The organism is Rhodococcus sp. 06-156-4, from assembly GCF_002259345.1.
Lineage (GTDB): Bacteria > Actinomycetota > Actinomycetes > Mycobacteriales > Mycobacteriaceae > Rhodococcoides > Rhodococcoides fascians_E.
Genome location: NZ_NPGB01000031.1, coordinates 53,219 through 73,414, shown reverse-complemented (window position 1 = coordinate 73,414; position 20,196 = coordinate 53,219). Strand labels below are relative to the sequence as shown.

General features: G+C 66.6%; 5 protein-coding genes. 1 reads left to right on the top strand and 4 read right to left on the bottom strand.

Translation table 11 applies throughout. The annotated features are described in order from the left end of the window. Positions 1-27 precede the first annotated feature (27 nt). The gene (ggh, locus tag CH290_RS22870; RefSeq protein WP_019665105.1) at positions 28-1,365 is read left to right on the top strand and encodes a glucosylglycerate hydrolase; all 1,338 of its coding nucleotides are present in this window, start codon (positions 28-30) and stop codon (positions 1,363-1,365) included. A 12-nt stretch (positions 1,366-1,377) separates the two neighbouring features. On the opposite strand, the gene CH290_RS22865 is transcribed toward ggh, so the two are convergent. From CH290_RS22865 to CH290_RS22850, 4 genes are all read right to left on the bottom strand, one after another. Beyond that, positions 1,378-2,082 (bottom strand): glycoside hydrolase family 25 protein, encoded by a 705-nt coding sequence (locus CH290_RS22865; RefSeq protein ID WP_033189478.1) that lies wholly within the window; start codon positions 2,080-2,082, stop codon positions 1,378-1,380. A 44-nt stretch (positions 2,083-2,126) separates the two neighbouring features. Beyond that, the gene (locus tag CH290_RS22860) at positions 2,127-3,101 is read right to left on the bottom strand and encodes an alpha/beta hydrolase (protein ID WP_033189479.1); all 975 of its coding nucleotides are present in this window, start codon (positions 3,099-3,101) and stop codon (positions 2,127-2,129) included. A 23-nt stretch (positions 3,102-3,124) separates the two neighbouring features. Continuing rightward, positions 3,125-17,797, bottom strand: a complete 14,673-nt coding sequence (locus CH290_RS22855) for a non-ribosomal peptide synthetase (protein WP_033189480.1) — start codon at positions 17,795-17,797, stop codon at positions 3,125-3,127. A gap of 297 nt (positions 17,798-18,094) precedes the next feature. Further along, complete coding sequence (locus CH290_RS22850; RefSeq protein WP_094620682.1) at positions 18,095-20,137, bottom strand: PhoX family protein; 2,043 nt, start codon at positions 20,135-20,137, stop codon at positions 18,095-18,097. Positions 20,138-20,196: the final 59 nt, after the last annotated feature.

Genomic DNA, 20,196 nt, shown 5'->3' with positions numbered 1-20,196 from the left:
AGTACGGAAGGGTCGCAAACTAGAGGGATGGGCGACCGTGGATTCACTTCGACACAGTTGGCCGCGCGGGCTGCCTACCTTCTGCGCGGCAACGACCTGGGCACCATGACGAGCGCCGCCCCGAAGCTGTATCCGCACATGTGGAGCTGGGACGCGGCGTTCGTGTCGGTCGGGTTGGCGCCGCTGAGCGTGGAACGCGCGGTCGTCGAGTTGGACACGTTGTTGTCGGCGCAGTGGAAGAACGGGATGATTCCGCACATCGTGTTCGCCAACGGCGTCGACGGGTACTTCCCCGGTCCGGCGAGGTGGGAGACGTCGGAACTGGCGGTGCACGCTCCGTTGGGGCCGCAGACGTCGGGCATCACCCAGCCACCCGTCCACGCGATCGCGGTGCAGAGAATTCTCGATCATTCCCGTCGTCACGGCCGCACCACCCGAGCGGTCGCGGAGGAGTTCCTCGACCGCCGGTGGGACAACCTGGTGCGGTGGCATCGCTGGTTGGCCGAGGCGCGCGACATTGCGGACAACGGCCGCGTCACCCTGTTTCACGGCTGGGAATCCGGGATGGACAACTCGCCGCGGTGGGACGCGTCGTACCGGGGTGTCGTGCCCGGGGAGATGCCGCCGTATGTGCGCAAGGACGACACGGTCGTGACCGACGCGTCGCAGCGGCCGAGCAATATCGAGTACGACCGTTACATCTGGCTCGTCGAGGAGATGAAGCAGGCGGGGTACGACGACGCTGCGCTCAAGGAGAAGATGAGCTTCGCGGTCGAGGACGTGTTCGTCAGCGCGATCTTCGCCATGGCGTGTGATGTGTTGGCGACCATCGGCGAGGAGCATTCGAAACCGAATTCCGATGTGCGCGAGTTGCGTGGATGGGCCGAGAAGTTTCGCACAGGCGTCATCGCCACGACGGACAGCCGGTCGGGTGCGGCACGAGATTACGATCTGCGGGCTCGGCGCTGGATCACCACCGACACCATCGCGATGTTCGCGCCGCTGTTGTGCGGTGGACTACCGCGTGAGCAGGAGCGGACGCTACTGCGGCTGTTCGAGGGAACACGTTTCTGTGGGCACCCCGACCTTCGCTACGCGGTACCGCCGTCGACGTCGCCGGTGTCGCGAGATTTCCGCCCGCGCGAATACTGGCGCGGTCCGGTGTGGCCCGTCATGACGTGGTTGTTCTCGTGGGCGTTCTCGCGCCGGGGTTGGGCGGAGCGTTCACTGGACCTGCGTGAGGAAGGCTTGCGGCAGGCCAGCGACGGTACGTTCGCCGAGTACTACGAGCCGTTCACGGGTGAGCCACTCGGCAGCATGCAGCAATCCTGGACTGCTGCAGCAGTTCTCGACTGGCTCGGCTGACTCACATGGGGGTTACCAGCGCGCCAACGGACGGATGTCGTCGCCGGAGTAGTGGTTGATGTCCGTCGGTGCATCGATCCCGGGGATTCGGCCGCTGTCGGTGTACTGCCAGAACAACCAGTTCGTCCACCCGCCGGGGAGTGGTCCGAGGGTGTCGTTGTAGTCCGCGATCCACAGTGGGTAGTGGTTGAACTCGTGGGTGTCCGCCATCGCGGTGCGCCAGAAGTTCGGATAGGTGTAGATGATCGGCTGACGTCCGGTGAGCAGGTGCACCGTGTTCAGGTACCGGTGGGTCCAGTCGATGAGGTGCTCGGGCGGCAGTCCGTGCGAGTGTTCGAGGTCCAGCACCGGAGGCAGGTCGCCTGGCCCGTTGATTCCGAGCACCACCGTCGAGTAGTAAGCGGCCTGTGCTTCGGGTGAAAGCCGTACGTCCGCATAGTGATACGCGCCGCGGGCCACTGCGGCTGCTCGCATGACGAGGCAGTCCTGCACGAAGTACGGGTTGATGTAGTCGAGCCCTTCGGTTGCCTTCACCATCGCGAAGTCGTGGCCGGACTTTCGCACGCTGTGCCAGTCGATCTTGGTGCCGTCGATGTGTTGCCACGAGGAGACGTCCGGCCCCTGCGCGCCCAGTGTCTGCGGGTTGGCCGACGCCACTGCGGGCATGCCGCAGATCAGTGCGCCGGCGATGACGAGAGATTTCAACGCACGGGTCATGCTCACAGCTTTCGTAGAATATAAATTTTGCACGTGAAAAGGCGTCAGCCGGCCAGCGCGCGCTCCAGGGTCGGCCAGGATGCGCGGAGAGCGTCCTGCCAGTACAGCCACGAGTGCGTACCCGGGTGTCCCAGGTCGAACTGCGCTGGAATACCCAGTTCGCCGAGCCGCTGCTGCAGCCGTTCGGCGCACCCGTTGGCGACGGCTTCGATCACCCCGCCCAGCAGAATCTGCTCCTGCAGTGGGGGTGAACCGACCGGGCGTACGGCGTTCGGCATCTCGTGCGGGCCGGGAAGACCGGTTGCGTTGGAGACGAACAGTTCCAGGCCGCGCAGCCCCTCGGCGTTGACGTACGGGTCGTGCTCGACCCAGCGAGGATCACCGTCGGGACCCCACATGTTGTCGGTGTCGCCTTTGCCGCGCACGGCGATGAGAGTGCGAATGAAGTTGCGTGCTACTGGATCCGATGTCTGCGCACACCCGCTGTACGACGCCACCCCGCGGTAGAGGCCGGGTGCCTGGATCGCGAGATCGAGGACGCTACCGGCGGACATGGACAAGCCGCCGATCGCGTTGACGCCGTTGGCCCCGAGTGCGTCGTCGAGGACGGGAGGCAGTTCCTCGGTCAGGAAGGTCTGCCACTTGTTCCGCCCGAGTCCGGGGTCGTCGTGCTCCCAGTCGGTGTAGTAGCTGAGGTAACCGCCGACGGGGATGACGACGTTGACGTTCTTGTCCGCGAAGAACTCCGGCATGTCGGTCTGCTTCAGCCAGTTCGCGCCGTCCTCGCCGCCGCCGGCTCCGTTGAGCATGTACAGCGTCGGCCGCGGTGCCGAGGTGTCCGCGGGTCGGAGGACCTGCAGTGGGATTACGCGATCCATCGACGGTGAGTAGACGTGCACGTCCCACCGTCGATCGCTGATCTTGTCGATGTGGTCGACGGAGCTCACCGCGCCGGGCGTCTCCGGTTGGGCGACGGCGACCGAGGTCGGTCCCAGCAGGAGTGCGGCGGCGGTGACCACGAGGGCCCGACGGAGAAATACCCTCACGCGCCGACCTCGAGGTGCCGTGCCACGAGCGGACCGACAGCGCGTAGCGCCGACGGCGACGTCATCTGCCAATGCGTGTGCGACACCGAGAAGTTCGAGATATCGCCGGTCACGTACGGGTGCCACGTCGCGAGTCCGTGCAGTTCCTCGTGCCCGGCGCTGACGAACAGGACGTCACCGTCGTAGACGCCGGGGGTGTGCCCGACGGCCAACTCGTGGTTGTGTCGTGCGGCAGCGATCAGCCGTTCCACCTCGTGCGTCTCGATGATGCCCGATCCCGCGACGAGCGACGGGAGCGAATCGAGGCGGATGCGCTGCCCCCCGCCCGGTCCGAATCCGTCGATACCGGGCATGGTGATTCCGACGGCGTCGAGCAGGTCCGCGGCGGGAAGCTCTGTCTCCCAGACGTCCTGGTTCTGTACTGCATGGCTGTCCAGCAGCACCAGGGATCCGACGGTTTTGCCCTGGGCCCGGAGGCGGACGGCCATGGCGTGGGCGATCGTTCCGCCGAGTGACCATCCGAGCAGGTGGTAGGGGCCGTCCGGGAGGATCTTCTCGATTTCGTCGATGTAGCGCTGTGCGAGGGCGTCCAGGCTGTCCGGCAGGTCGGACGGCGCTGGGGTCTGGATGCCGTAGATCGGCCGGTCGGTGTACTTGTCGAGTCCGTTGTAGCACCAGGACAGTCCGACGATCGGGTGGATGCAGAACAGTGGTACCCCGTCGCCTGTGGTGCGGATCGGGAACACCACGTCGAACGACGAGCTGCCGTCGGATCCGGAGTCCAGGAGTGTCGCAATCGATTCCGGCGTGGGTTCGGCGAGCAGTGCCTGCAGGGACAGAGCCGTGCCGGTCGATGCCCTCAGCTTGCTGAGCACACGCATCGCCGTGAGCGAGGACCCGCCTCGGTCGAAGAAGTCGTCTGTCACCGAGATGTCGTTCACTGCCAGTACCTCCGAGAATGCTTCTGTGACGAGCCGTTCGGTCGCCGTGGACGGGAGTCTGTTCGGGCCGGTGTCGCGGCCGAAGTCGGGTGGTGGAAGCGCACCGGCGTCGAGCTTTCCGGTCGGTGTGCGGGGGACGGTCGTCAGATATGTGACGGACGCCGGAATCATGTATCCGGGAAGCCGTTTCCGTAGGTAGCTCCGAAGTGCGTCACCCTGCACCGCGTCACCCTGCACCGCGTCTCGGTCGCCGAGGACGTAGGACACGAGCACCGTCTCGCCCGACGGCATGCCGTGGCCGACGGTCACCGCGAAGTCGACGCCGGGGTGAGTCGACAGTGCGGCGTCGATCTCACCGAGCTCGATGCGGAACCCGCGGATCTTGATCTGTGTGTCGCTGCGCCCGCTGTACCGGAGCCGACCGTCGGGTGTGCGGCGGACGATGTCCCCGGTCCGGTACATGCGGCCGCCGCTGATCGGATCGGCGAGGAATCGTGTCGACGTCAGCCCTGGCCGGCCGTGATAGCCACGTGCGACGGCGGGGCCGCCGACGTACAGTTCGCCGGGCACGCCGTCGGGCACCGGGTGGAGGCGTCCGTCGAAAACGTGAGCGACGAGGCCGGCGACGGGCCTGCCGATGTCGATGGGAGCGTCGGCGGTGATCTCGCCGAGTGTCGATATGTCCGTGGCTTCCGTGGGTCCGTAGCCGTTCACCATGATTCGGCCCGGCGCCCACCGCGCGATCAGTTCGGGGCTGCACGCCTCGCCGCCGACGCAGACGACCTGCACGGTGTCCAGGCCGCTCGGATCGAGCGTGGACAGAGTGGAGGGGGTCGTCAGCGTGTGGGTGACGGACTCGTCGCGCAGGAACGCGGCCAGTTCGTCGCCGCCCAGTATCTCCGGTGGTGACACCACCAGTGTTGCGGCTGCGGACAGGGCGGACACCATTTCCCCGACGGCCATGTCGAAACTCGGTGAGGTGTTGTGCAGGAACCGCGACGACTGTTCGATGCGGTGCACCTCGCGCCTGGACTCGGCGAGGTTCGCGAGTCCCCGGTGCGAGACGACGACGCCCTTGGGCAGGCCGGTGGAACCGGAGGTGTAGATCATGTACGCCGCACTGTCGAGTCCGGCGACGCCGTTCAGCTCTTCCGCTGCGACGGCGTGACGCGGTGCCCGCTCCACTTCGCTGCGGATCTCCGGGTCGTCGAGTTCGAGCCAGGTGATGTCGCCCGGCAGCGCACTGCGGTGCGAGGTGAGCGTGATGCCCATGACCGCACCGGAATCGGAGACCATGTGCTGCAGTCGATCCTGCGGATATGCGGGGTCGACGGGCACGTAGGCGGCGCCGGTCTTCGTCACGGCCCACACGGTCAGAACCGAATCCACCGAGCGGGGAAGCCCGATCGCGACGACGGTCTCGGGGCCGATTCCGTATCCGAGCAGTACCCGAGCCAATCGGGTCGACGCGTCGTCGGCCTCGCGGTAGGTGTGGTCCTCCCCGTTCCAGCGGATCGCGACCCCGTCGGGATTCTGCGCGACGGCCTGTCCGATCAACTGAGTGAGGGTACGGGGGCTGACCGCGTCCGGGCCGCGGACTGGTTCGCGTTCGAACGGTGCGAGGATGTCGATGTCGCCGACGACCTGCGCCGGGTTCTCCACTGCTGCCGTCAGAATCCGCGTGAACCGATCCACGAAGCCGTCGATGGTGGCGGCGTCGAACAGGTCGGTGCTGTAGCGCAGGGAACCGCCGAGGCCGTCTGCTGTTTCCCGCAGCGTCAGAGCGAGATCGAATCGCGTGACGCCGGATTCGTACGGAAATTCCGAGACCGTGAGGCCGGGCAGTCCGAGCGTCGACGGACGATCCGGTTCGAACGCCAGCAGCGCCTGGAACAGCGGGGAGTGGGATGTCGCGCGTGTCGGTCGCAGTGTTTCCACGACCTGCTCGAACGGGACGTCGGCGTTCTCCAGGGCTTCGAGGTTGGTGCTGCGCACCCTGTCGAGGAGATCGGCGAAGCTTTCCCCCGGCCGAATCTCGTTGCGCAGAACCACGGTTCCGACGAACATGCCGACGACGTCGTCGAGGCTACCTGCGCTTCGACCCGCCACGGTGGTGCCGATCGGGATGTCGGTGGTACCGGACAACCGGGCCAGCAGGACTGCGTAAGCGGCTCCGGCGACCATGAACACCGAGGCACTGTGGCGATGGGCAAGCGACCTGATCGCCGACGCTACGGCCGGGTCGATGTCGAACGCCACCTCGGCCCCGCGTTGGGACGAGACAGCAGGCCGCGGCCGGTCCGTGGGCAGATCCAGCACGTCGGGAAGGCCGTCCAGCCGGGTACGCCAGTAGTCGAGCTGCGTGGACAGGACGGACTCGGGATCGTCCGCGGAACCCAGAACGTTCGATTGCCACAGCGCGAAGTCCGCGTACTGCACCGGCAGCGGTTCCCACGGCGCCGGCGCGCCGTGTGTGCGGGCCGCGTACGCGGTGACGACGTCGCGGGCGAGCGGGCCCATGGACAGCCCGTCCGCAGCGATGTGGTGAACGACGAGAAGCAGTACGTACTCGGTCGGGGATGTGCGAAGAACACTGCCGCGCAACGGTACTGCTGCTGTCACGTCGAATCCGCGATTGAGGACCGCTGCAGCCGAGGCCAGAACGGCCGATTCGTCGATGTCCTGCGGAGCGAGATCGAGTTCGACGTCGTCGGCCGGAAGGATCACCTGATGTGGGTCCTCGGCGACGGGGTAGACGGTCCGAAGCGACTCGTGCCGATCGAGTACGTCACGCACGGCTGCGGCCAAGGCATCCGCATCGAGGTCTCCGCTCAATCTCACGGCGAACGCGATGTTGTAGGCCGCCGAAGCTGGTTCGGCCTGATTCAACAACCACATTCGGCGTTGCGCGGCGGACAGCGGGATCACCTCGGGACGCGGACCCGGACGCAGCGCAGGCAGCGCCGACGATTCCGAAGCGTCGACGACCACGGCCAGCTGCGCAGGCGTCGGAGCTTCGAACAGCGCGCGCACCGGCAGTGCCCGCCCGACCCGCTCGTTGACGTGCGCCATGACCCGCGTGGCGACGAGCGAATTGCCTCCGAGGTCGAAGAAGTCGTCGTCGACACCGACGCGTGCGGCGCCGAACACCGCCCCGAACACCTCGGACACCACCGTTTCCGTGGGCGTTCGAGGAGCGAGAAACTCACGGGTCGCGAACACCGGTGTCGGCAGTGCGGTCCGGTCGGTCTTGCCCGTCGGCGTGCGCGGCACCCGGTCGATGATCGTGACGGCCTGCGGCACCATGTGAGCCGGCAGCGACCGCCGAGCGTGCTCGATGATCTCGGATGGCTCTGTATGTCCTCCGGACACTGCGCCGGAGACGACGACGTAACTCACCACGCTGTCGGCGTGCACGATCGACACCGACTGTTCGACGCCGGGGTGGCGGGTCAGGACGGCGTCGACCTCACCGAGTTCGATGCGGAATCCGCGGATCTTGACCTGGTGGTCGATTCGCCCGTGGTACTCGAGGGCGTCTCCGACGCGCCGCACCCGATCGCCGGTGCGGTACAGCCGATGCCCGCGCGGGTCGAACGGGTTGGCGACGAAGGACGCAGCCGTCGTTGCCGGGTGAGCGTGGTATCCGCGGGCGAGTGCGCCGCCGCCGAGGTAGAGCTCGCCGACGACTCCCGTCGGTACCGGGTGCAGGCGCGCGTCGAGCACGTACGCGTCGATTCCTCGGGTGGGTGCTCCGATTCGGATCGGCGCACCGACTGTCATCGGATCGGACATCGTCGCGACGACGGTGCTTTCCGTCGGTCCGTACGCGTTGAACAACGAGACCCGATCGGCCCAGGTGGAGATCAGATCGGGACCGCAAGCTTCCCCGCCGACGACGAGGACACGCAGGTCCGGTACCGACGCCGGGTCGATCGTTGCGGCAGCGGCGGGCGTCAGGAAGGCGTGGGTGACGCCGTCGAAAGCCGCTGCGAGCTCGGCGCCACCATAGATCTGGGGATCGGCGATGTGCATCGTGCTGCCGCTGCCGATCGCGAGGAGCAGTTCGAGGATCGACGCGTCGAAGCTGGGTGACGCGAAATGCAGTGTTCGACTGGTTCTGTGGAGACCGAGGCGCTCGACCAATTCTGCGCCGAGGTCGGCAAACCCGGCGTGGGTGACCGACACACCTTTCGGTGTTCCGGTGGACCCGGAGGTGTAGATGACGTAGGCCGGATGGTGGGGGCTCAGTGCGGCGTTGCGTTCGCGGTCGGTGATCGGAAACGCCGAACCGAGCGTCGGGTCGAGTTCGTCGGGATGAATCCAGTCGACACCGACCGACTCCGAACCGAAGCTTCCGTATGTTTCCGAGATACCGTTCATGTCCGAAATGCCAAGCCGTGCGCCGGAATCGGTGATGATGTGCAGAATCCGGTCGTGCGGGTAGCGCGGGTCGACGGGCACGAACGCGGCGCCGGTCTTGGCCACCGCCCACAGCATCGTCATCGCGGTGATTCCGCGCGGCAGCGCGATCGCCACCGCGGTCTCGGGGCCCGCTCCGCGCGCGATGAGCTGACGGGCGATGCGGGTCGAGGCGTCGTCGAGCGCCGGATAGTCGATGGAGACGGAGCCGGAGACCACCGCGGTACCGCCGGCGGACGAGACGACGGCTGCGGACAGTGCGTCGGGCAGGGTGCGGTGTCGCAGTGACGGCGTACCGCGAAGCGGATCGACGGACACCAGGTCGATGTCTCCGACGATCGTTCGAGGATCGGCGACCACCGCGTCGAGGACCGTCCGGAACAGCTCGGCGAAGGACCGAGCGGTACCGGCGTCGAAGAGATCCGTTGCGTAGGTCAGGGTTCCCGTCAGATCTTCCGACTCGAACGCCAGCTGCAGATCGAACTTCGCCACGGCGCCCACCGGAGCGAGAGGTGCGACCGTCAGCTCGGGCAGCTCGACCGTCGGTACCGGATCCTCCAGCGACAGCATCACCTGGAACAGCGGATGATGCGCGGTGGACCGGACGGGGGTGAGCTCCTCGACGACACGATCGAAGGGGATGTCGGCGTTGCCGTAGGCGGCCAGATCCCGGTCGCGTACCGACGCGAGCAGATCGGTGAACGGTGCGGCCGGATCCACGTCCGACCTCAGAGTCAGCGTGCCGACGAACATTCCGACGAGATCGTCCAGAGCGCGTTCTCCACGGCCTGCCACCGGTGTTCCGACGGTGATGTCGGACGTCCCGGACACTCTCGCGAGCATGATCGCCAACGCTGCATGGAGAACCATGAACTCGGTCGCACCGGAGTGCCGGGCAAGCTCGGTCAGTGCGCGTCGGGTGTCGGGGGCCACCGCGAACGTGACCGTCTCGCCTCGATGCGACGCGGTCGGCGGGCGAGGCCGATCGATCGGTAGCGGCAGGTGATCGGCGACACCGGCGAGTTCCCCTCGCCAGAAGGACAATTGACGCGCAGCGACGGATTCCGGATCCTGCTCGGAACCGAGCGACTCGATCTTCCACAGCGCGTAGTCGGTGTACTGAACCTCGAGGGCCGGCCACTTAGGTGTTGAACTTCGGGGTGTGGAACTTCGGGGTGTCGAACTTCGGGGTGCAGTTGTTGCGGCACGTGCGGTGTACGCGATCATCACGTCACGTGCCAGGGGCCGCATGGACCATCCGTCGGCCGCGATGTGATGGGTGACGACGACGAGCACGTGATCGTCTGCGGCGAGACGCAGAATCGCCGCGCGCACGGGTGGTCGTTCGGTGACGTCGAAACCGCGGACCGCGAGCCCGGCCACGGCGCCCGGCAACCCGGCCTCGGTCGTGGTCGTGATGCTCACATCGAGAAAATCCGAGTCGACGACGACCTGACGTGGGCCGTCCGTCGCCGTGGTCTTCCCTGACTCGGAGTCGGGGTAGAACGTTCGGAGCGCTTCGTGACGATCGACGACATCGAACACCGACTCGACGAGCGCCTCGGCGTCGAGCACACCGGTCAGCCGGACGGCGCCGGCGATGTTGTACGCACCGGACGCCGGGTCGAACCGATTGAGCAGCCACATCCGGTGCTGATTGGGGGCGAGTGGAACGTGCGCCGGCCGATCCCGACGGACGAGCGCGGGACCACCACCGCCGTTGCGAGAGAAGCGGTTCAGCCGTGTCGTCAGGCCGCGCACGGTCGGTTCCTCGAACAGGTCCCGGACACCGAGATCGCCCTGCAGTTCCGCGTTCATGCGCGCTACCACCTGCGTGGCGGTCAGTGAGTTGCCGCCGAGTTCGAACCAGCTCGCCGTCACACCGACACCGTCGACTCCCAGCACGTCGGCGAAGATCTGCGCGACGGCCGTCTCGGCTGCACCGTCGGGTGCGACGTGCTCGGCCTGGCCGACGGACGGCTCGGGCAACGCACTCCGATCGAGTTTTCCGTTGCGGCCCAGGGGAAGACGAGCCAGTGGCACGTACACCGTGGGAACCATGAACGCGGGTAGTTCGCCGTCGGCGTGTGCCCGGACGGCATCGGTCTCGGCGTCACCGCAGACGTAGGCGACCAGCTTCTCCGAGGTCCCCTCGCCGTGGACGGTGACCACGACAGCCGTGACACCTTCGGCGCGCAACAGGGCTTCCTCGATCTCACCGAGTTCGAGGCGCTGACCGCGAAGCTTGACCTGGAAGTCGTTGCGGCCCAGATAGTGCAGCTCACCGTCGAGGGTCCAGCGGACGAGGTCGCCCGTCCGGTACAGCCGACCGTCGCCGTGCGGGTCGGCGACGAACCGTTCGGAGGTCAGGGCTGCTCTGCCGGTGTAGCCGCGTGCCAGTTGCACACCGGAGAGGTAGAGCTCACCGACAGCTCCGATCGGGACGATCCGCAGCGCGTGGTCCAACACTCGGACTCCGGTGTTCCAGACCGGAACCCCGATGGGTACCGGCCCGGTCTCGGCGGCGTCGGTGCGGTGGTAGGTGACGTCGACGGCGGCCTCGGTGGGACCGTAGAGATTGTGCAGTTCGGCGGTCAGAGTGCTGTGGGAACGCTGCACGGTTCGGCGGCTCAACGCTTCACCGCTGGCGAAGATCCGGCGCAGTGAACCGGTGTCCTCGTGATCGCCGTGGTCGAGGTACAGGTCGAGCATCGACGGCACGAAATGGGCGGTGGTGACCGACTCGTCTCGTACGAGGCGCGAGAGGTACTTGGGATCGCGATGGCCACCGGGTTCGGCGATGACCGTCCTCGCCCCGGTGATGTGGGGCCAGAACAGTTCCCACACCGACACGTCGAACGTGGCCGGGGTCTTGTGCAGGACGGCGTCGGACGTGTCCAACGGGTAGGTGTCCTGCATCCACAGCAACCGATTGACGATGGCCGCGTGCGAGACCGCGACGCCCTTGGGTCGTCCGGTCGAGCCGGAGGTGAACAGGACGTACGCGGTGTTGCCCGGGCGAACCGGTGTGGGGCGCTCGTGCTGGGCGATGGGACCGGTGGCGAACGCCGACAGATCCAGGGTGCGCGGGTCTGCACAGGGCACCGATGTCTCGATATCGGTGCCGAGAATCAGTGCAGGAGAGGCAGTATCGACCATGTAGGCGATACGCGACGCGGGCAAGGTGTCGTCGAGCGGCAGATACGCCGCACCGGCATGCACGACGGCATGGATCGCCACGAGCTGGTCCATCGACCTCGGTAGAGACACCGCGACCACGGACTCGGCGCCGATTCCGCACCGGATCAAGTAGCGCGCCAGGCAGTGCACGCGGGCGGCGAAGTTGTCGTAGGTCAACGAGTGGCCGTCGTACACCACGCACGTGGACGAGCCGTACACCGTCGAGGACCGGCCGAGCAGATCCAAGAGAGTGTCGGTGCCGCAGTCGACCTCGGTCGCCACCCAGTCCGACGTGACGGCCTGACGCTCCAGTTCGCCGAGCACGTCGATGTCCAGAACGCGCCCCTCGGGCCGCTCGGCCATGGCCCGGATGGCCCGCTGGAGACGGTCGGCGAACGTCGCCACCTGACCGCGGGAGAAGGCGTCGGGCGAGAAGCGCAACGTCATCGTCGGAGTCGGCTCGAGCACGGTCACCAGAGTGAGCGGATAGTGCGTGGAATCGGAGACGTCGATACCGCGGACCGCCATGCCCGCGATGTCGGTCGCGGCGTCGAGTGCGCTGTGATCGACGGGGTAGGACTCGAACACCACGAGGGTGTCGAAGTCCGCGCTCCGCCCGGCCGCCGCGTGGATCTCGGCGAGTCCGACGTGATGGACGTCCAACAGTTCCACCTGCTCGCGCTGCACCCGCTCGGTCAGCGACTCGACGGTGTCCTGCACGTCGATCGAGACGCGGAGCGGCAGTGTGTTGATGAAAAGACCCAGCATCTCGGTGGCACCGGCGAGATCACCTGGCCTGCCGGACACGGTGGCACCGAACACGACGTCGTCGCGCGAGAGGACGGTGGACAGCACGATCGACCACGCGGCCTGCACCACGGTGTTGACGGTGACGTTCGACGCACGTGCGATCGACGCCAGGACGGAGCCGTCGATGCGAACGTCGACGTCCTCCGGCAACCGTCCGCTGGGAACGTGTGGGCCCGCGAGCAACGTCGGGCCGTCGACGCCTGCGAGGTGCGCAGCCCAGCGGTCGACATCCGAGTCGGAGCGACGAGCACTCGACCACGCCAGGAAGTCCCGGTACCGACGGACCGGAATCCCGATCTGCGTGTCGGCTGCGTAGAGGACCAGGAGCTCCTTGATCAAGATCGGCATGGACCAGCCGTCGAACAGGATGTGATGGTTGGTGACCACCAAGCGCGTGCCGGCGGGCCCGTGCACCAGGGCGAACCGGATGAGCGGTGCGTCACCGAGGTGGAAGCGACGGCCGCGTTCCGCCGCGATGGTCGCAGCGACATCGTCCGTCCGCACTTCCTGCCACGGGACGGCCACGTCGTCGACCACCAGCTGGACGGGGAGCCCCGCAGCGTCGTGCACGAACGCGGTCCGCAGGTTCTCGTGACGATCCAGCAGGCGCTGCGCGGCACGACGCAGACGGTCTCCGTCGACGACGCCGTCCAGATCGAAGACGATCTGCGCGGTGTACGGATCCACCCCGTCGCGCATCAGATCGGCGTGGAACATCAGTCCCCGCTGCAACGGGGTGAGCGGCCACACGTCGGAGACGTTCCCGAATTCGCTGTGCCACAGATTCAATCGAGCCTGGTCGACGGTCACCAGTGGAACGTCGCTCGGTGTCAACTCCCCCACGCCCTCGGCCCGGCCGTGCTCTGCGAGCTCGGTGATGGCATCGGACCACAGATCGGTGAGACGGCGGACATCCGCGGCGTCGAGCACACCCGTCGGGAAACCGATGCGGACGATCAACGAGCCGCCGCGTACCAGTGCGTTGATGTCCAGCTCGTACGCGGTACGCAGGGCAGACCCGCTCCCGACGTCGTTGCCGACGGTCAGGTCCGGTGTCCACGGTTGATCCGGCGTTCCCCCCGGCACCTTGCCCAGATAATTGAAGCTGATCCGCGGCGCGGGCGAATCGACGAATTCACCACGCGCCGAGAGGAGCCCGAACATCTGCGGTTCGGTGGGAATGCTCCGCAGCTGTTCCTTGAGCGCCTTGACGATCGAGGCGGCATCGGGACCGGACGGCGCGTCGATACGCACCGGGTGAGTGGAGGTGAACCACCCGACGGTCCTGGTGAGATCCGCACCGACAATCGAATCGGTATCGCGGCCATGGCTTTCGATCGAGACCAGGTGCGACGCCTGGACCCTCCACGTCCGAAGGGCCACCGCCAGGGAGGCGAGCAGAGCGTCCTCGGGACCCATCCGATAGCGGTTCGGCAGTTGTTCCAACAGCGCCTGAGTGGTGTCGGACGACACGGCCAGTTGGGCGACCTGGGTCGTGGCCCCGGTGTCCCGTGCGTCCAGTGGACGTGACCCGAGCAGGGCGTTGTCACCGCTCAACAGTGCGCGCCACGCGTCGGCCCCGTGCGACGGGAGGTCGTCGACAGCATGAGCCCACCGGCGGAACGAGGTCTCCACCGGCTGGAGGGTCGGTCCGGACTCGCGCAGCGCGTACGCCGTGACGAGATCCGGGAGCAGAATCCGCCACGACACACCGTCGACGACCAGGTGATGGGCGACCAGCACGATCCGCGGGCAGTCGGGGTCGGTGACGTGAACCACCTGGAGCATCACTGCATCCCGCGGCCGCAGACGCGCACCGGAACGAGCAATGATGCCCTCGAGATCGATCCCCGATTCGCCCCCCGAATCCACAGTCGAGCACTCCGTCGACACCAAGGCCGCAGCATCCACGGATCCGGTGGGCCCGACCACGAGACCGTCGTCGACGAGCCGTGCCCGCAGCGCATCGTGGTGATCGATCAGCACCGCCAGCGCGGCCACCAGATCCTCGGTGTTCAGATCGGACGGCGCGACCAGCACGAGAGCCTGATGAAAGTTGTCGAGGTCCGACGGCTGCTCGGCCCGCGCCAGGACGCTCGCGGCGATGGGCAGCAGCGGCAGGTCACCGACCCCGCCGCCGGGCAGTTCCTCGAGCCGGACTCGGTCGGTGTCGCTGACTGCGGCGTCGGCGAGGCCGGCGACCGTGCGACGCTCGAAGACGTCCCGCGGTGTGAACACCACCCCGGACGCCTTGGCGCGCGAAACAAGTTGAATGGCAACGATACTGTCGCCGCCGAGAGCGAAGAACGAGTCGTCGACGCCGACGGAGTCCTTGCCGAGCACCTCCGCCATCGCGTCGGCGATGATCTGTTGGACAGGATCGCTCGCGGCGCGGAACGGCGCGGCTTCGACGTGGGCGAGCGGATCCGGCAGAGCAGATCGATCTACCTTGCCCGACGGTGTGATCGGAACCGAGTCGATCTCGACCAGAAGGGAGGGAACCGACTGCCGGGGAAGGAATTCCGATGCCAATGCGATGAGGGCGTCGCGATCGAACTCGTGACCGGCCTTGGTCTTGACGTAGGCGACGAGGGTGGATCGGTCGCCGCGTCGGGCCACCGTCGAGACGACGAAGTCCACGGACTGATGCCAGGACAGAACGGCGTCGACTTCGCCGAGTTCGATACGCAGGCCGTGAAGCTGCACCTGGAAGTCGCTGCGGCCGAGGAACTCCAGATCCACACCCGCTGTGTTCGATACACGCCACCGAACCACGTCTCCGGTGCGGTACAGGCGCTGACCCGAGCCGTACGGATCCGCGACGAAGCGGGTCGACGTCAACCCCTCACGGTTGTGGTAGCCGCGGGCCAGACCTGGTCCGCCGACGTAGAGTTCACCACTCGAGCCGACCGGTACGGGTCGAAGCCACCGATCGAGCACCACGGCGGTCGCACCCTGCAAGGGCCGCCCGATGGTGATCGCCCGCGGATCCTTCTGGGGTTCGGTCATCGTGATCACGATGGTCGATTCGGTAGGGCCGTAGCTGTTCCGCAGCTCTGCTCGCGACCGCATCCTGTCCACCAGGTCCGGGGGGCAGACGTCACCGCCGACGACGACGGACGTCAACGACTCGACCTTCTCCACCTCGACGGTGGACAGCAATGCAGGAGCAGTGACGATGTGTGTGACGGCGTGCTGCGTGAGCAGCTCCGTCAGTTCGCTGCCGCCGTGAACATCCGCAGGCGCGACGACCATCGTGGCACCGGCCCCGAACGCGGCGAGCATCTCGAACACCGAGGCGTCGAAACTGGCCGACGAGAACCGCAGGACACGGGAGTCCGTCGTCAGGGCGAGTTCCGGGCGCTGAGCGGCGGTGAACACGGACAGACCGCGGTGGCCGACGAGCACGCCTTTCGGTGTCCCCGTCGATCCCGACGTGTAGATCATGTAGGCCGTGTGGTCGAGACCGAGTCGAGACCGCCTGTCCGCGTCGGAGATCGGTGCGTCGGAGCGTGTCCCGAGCTCGCTGGTGAAGCCCGGGTCGTCCATCCCGAGCCAGTGCACGGCGTCGGGAAGAGAGTCCGCCAACGCTGTGGTGCTGAGGCCCACCAGGACACCGGAATCGGTGACCATGTGGCCGATCCGCTCGGGCGGATACGTCGGATCGATCGGCACGAAGGCCGCACCCGACTTCGCGGCGGCCCAGAACGCGACCACCGAGTCGATGGAACGCGGAAGCGCGACGGCCACCACCGAGTCCGGACCCGCGCCGCGGGCGATCAGCGCCCGGGCGATGGTGTTGCTGCGCCGATCGAGTTCGGTGTAGGAGAGTTCGGTGGTGCCGTCGACGAGAGCGATTCCGTCCGGGTTCCGTGCCACACCGGCCGCGAGGATGTCCGGAAGCAGCATCGGTGGTGCATCCGGTCCGCCGCGCGCGGGGACCACGGCGTCGATCTCCGCGTCATCGAGGAGGTCGAGATCGGTGACTGCGAAGTCCGGATCGCTGTGGAGGAACTGCGCGAGAAGCCGGACGAAGCGGCGGTACAGGTCCTCGGTCGCCTCGGCGCTGTAGACGTTGGGGTTGGCCTCGAAGTCGATACGGGAGCCACCGCCGTCGACAGGTGGGTAGATGTTGACCGACAGATCCTCGACCGGGCCCGTGGACAGGACGTTGAAGTATCCCGTTTCGCGCCCGAATTGCACCTGACGTTCGTACGCCATGATGTTGATGGCGGTACCGAAGAACCCGCGATGCTCCTGGCTGGCACCGGCGTCGCGTCGAATGTCCTCGGCGCGGTAACGCTGATGCCGCAGAGCACCGGTCAGTTCCAGCTGCACAGCGTCGACGAGGCTCGCGACGGTCGTCCCCGGCACGATGCGCACACGGATCGGGAGGACGTTGGACACCATGCCGCCGGAGCGTCGCAGCACCGCCGTCGTGCGTCCGGCAACGGGCAGCGACAGAACGATGTCGTCGTTGCCGGTCAGACGGGACAGGAACGCAGCGACCGCGGACACGGCCAACGGAGCGAACGCCGATCCGAGCCTGTCCGCGGCGCGGGTGAGTGCCTTCTCGAGAGTCTCCGGTAGCGGCTCCCCGCAGATCCGCGACCGCGGTGCCGGTGGGGCGACGATGCCCGACGGCGACACCGGAGCCGGCAGCGCACTCGTCTTCTCCCGCCAGTACTCGCGGTCCTTGTCGAAGCGCGACGAAGAGCGGTAGTCGTCCTCGGCTGCGTAGACGTCCTCGAGTGCGCCCGCCTTCGAGACCGACGGCGACTCACCGGCCTGAACCGCCGTGTAGATCTCCGCGGCACGGTTCATCAGCCGGACCGCGCCGTACCCGTCGAGAGCGATGTGATGGACGTGCGAGTACCAGAACGTTCGATCGGCGCCGACGCGCAGCGTCGCAGCTCGGATCAGCGGGCCCTCGATGATGTCGATGGGTCGGGAGTAGGCGGCCTGCATCCAGTCGATCGCCGCGGCCTCGGGGTCGGGTTCCTGAGTGAAATCGAGATCCGTCGACTCGTGTCGGGTCGACTTGTCGATGTACTGGTGTGGTTCACCGTCGATTTCCACCAGGCGTAGCGAGCCCGCACCGAGCTCGGCCGCAGCCTGCTCCACCGCCCCACGCATCAAGTCACCGTCGAGTTCGCCGTGGACGTCGATGTAGTTCGCGATGGTGATCGGAACGTCCGGCATCAGGTGCTGGGCGAACCACAGCCCGCGTTGTGCAGCAGTGAGCGGGAACGGCGCGGACGTCACAGTGTGCCCGGTGTCGGTCCTGCTCAGCGCAACTGAATCAGCCGAATCCACAGTAGTGCTCTCTCGGTCGAAGGAGCGTGGTTGGCGGAGGCTCGGAACCGGACGTGGCGTGCGCTGCCCCGAAACGCCGCTCGCTCTGTGACGAAGGTCCCACCCGCTAGGTCTGAGAATTCGAGGTTTACACAACCGTTACCCAAGGTCAACCGAACCTCGCCCCTGGCCGGGACTGTGAAGAGAATTCACAGATACAGCCAATTATTTGAATGAGACCTAACAAAGCGGAAGGCGCGCACAGCCCTGTGGGCTGTGCGCGCCTTCCGCGAATCGTGCTGTACGAGTTCCGGGTAGCTAGACCTTCCAGACCGCCACCATCGAGGGACGGGGCTGGGAATCGCCACCGTCGGGCCAGTGCGACATGGGGTTGTCAGCAGACGCCTCGTCGAACTCACCGGGGTGCTGCACGGCGACGACGACGCGCTCGTCCTGGATGATCGGACCACAGGTCTCACCGCCCGCAGGGACCGTCAGGAACTGCCGGGTCTCGCCGCGGCGATCGCCGTCGAGGACCACCGCGAACAGGCCGTCGTTGGATTCGAGAGCGTTGCCGTCCGTCGAGACCCACAGGTTGCCCTTGGAGTCGAACGCGAGGTTGTCCGGGCAGGAGATCGGGCTGACCTGGCTCTTGTCGAAACCGCCGAAGTAGGTGTCCGCCTCGTTCGGGTCTCCCGCGACGATGAGCAGATTCCACACGAAGGTGGTGCCTGCGTGGTCGTCTTCCAGTTCGAGGACCTGACCGTTCTTGTTCTTGTTGCGCGGGTTCGCTTCGTCGGCAGCGGCTTTGCCCTCGGTGCCGCGGTTGGTGTTGTTGGTCAGCGCCACGTACACCTTGCCGGTGACCGGGTTGGGCTCGAAGTCCTCCGGGCGGTCCATCTTCGTGGCCCCGACCTTGTCGCCTGCCTGGCGGGTGAAGATCGCGACCTCCTCGGCGGACATGCCGTCGACGAGGGACTCTCCTCGTCCGTCCTCACCGGTGCGAAGCAGCGGAATCCACTCACCCTTGCCGGCGAACTTGCCCGACGGCGGAAGGGTTCCGCTGCCGTCGATGGCGTCGGGTGCATCGCCCGTGAGCACGGCGACGTACAGCGTGCCCGCGTCGAGGATGGTTCGATTGTGCCTCATGGCGGCCTGCCCGTTGCCGGACATCATCTTTCGACTGGACACGAACTTGTACATGTAGTCGAATCGCTCGTCGTCACCGCTGTAGGCGACGACCGTGCCGTCGTCGGTGACGTAGATCGTCGCGGCCTCGTGCTTGAAACGGCCCAGAGCGGTGTGCTTGATCGGAGTGGAGTTCGGATCCCACGGATCGACCTCGACGACGTAGCCGAATCGGTTGACCTCGTTGGGTTCCTGCGCGATGTCGAATCGCTTGTCGAAGCGCTCCCACTTGCGATCGCTCGCGGCTCCTTCGATGCCGTAGCGCGCGAGACGCTCGGCGACGACGGGATCGGTGACCGACTCCGCGTTGCCGAAGTACTGGTTGATGTTCTCTTCACCCGAGAGCACCGTCCCCCACGGCGTCAGGCCACCGGAACAGTTGTTGAACGTGCCGAACGCCTTGGTGCCGGTCGGATCGACGGAGGTCTTGAGGAAATCGCTGCCCGCGGCCGGGCCGGTGATCACGAATTCGGTGGTACCGGTGATACGACGGTTGTACTGGCTGAACACCGGAGTCAGCTTGCCCGAACCGGACTCACCGTTCACCTGCAGGACCGAGAGGCCATGTGCGGCAAGCGCGATGTCGAACTGCTCGCGCGTCGGGTTCTCCTCGTCGTATCCCTTGAACAGAAACGGCTCGGTGGTGTACTCGTGGTTGACCACCAGCAAGTACGCGTTCGGGGTTCCCTCGATGGGCAGCAGGCCCGCGAAGTCGTTGTTGAAACCGAACTGCATGGCCTGCGCGGCTGCGGTCTGGTTGTCGAAGTCGAACTCCGGTGCACCCTCGAGCACAGGATCGCCCCACCGAATGATGATGCCCTGCTCGTACCCCTCGGGGACGACGACGGCGTCCTCGGTGTTGGGCGCGACAGCGGTGAAGTCGACGCCGTCGACGGGCGGGGTGTCCGTCGACCCGGCAGAACCGGTAGCTGCAGGCTCGTCCGTGCTGCAGGCGGCGAGAACACCACCGGCACCGACCGCGACGACGGCCATCGCGCCGCCGCGCAGCACTCCACGCCTCGACATCGCCGTCTTGACGATGTCGCCGAAGTACTGGCCCTTCGACGTGTTCGGGACCTCGTGGAAGCACGCGTCTCCGCACTTGTACTTGCACGTCAGGTTCGATCGCGAGGAACTGCCGTCATGAACCGAGAGAATAGGGAGAAGCTTCATGAACGGGGAGAGTGTCAGTCAAAAGCGAAGGTAAAGGAACGTGATGGTGAAGTCACGAC

What these genes read in the sequence shown, in the direction of transcription:
- ggh (WP_019665105.1), top strand. Translation starts at nt 28, where the DNA reads ATGGGCGACCGTGGATTCACTTCGACACAGTTGGCCGCGCGGGCTGCC.
- CH290_RS22865 (WP_033189478.1), bottom strand. Translation starts at nt 2,082, where the DNA reads ATGACCCGTGCGTTGAAATCTCTCGTCATCGCCGGCGCACTGATCTGC.
- CH290_RS22850 (WP_094620682.1), bottom strand. Translation starts at nt 20,137, where the DNA reads ATGAAGCTTCTCCCTATTCTCTCGGTTCATGACGGCAGTTCCTCGCGA.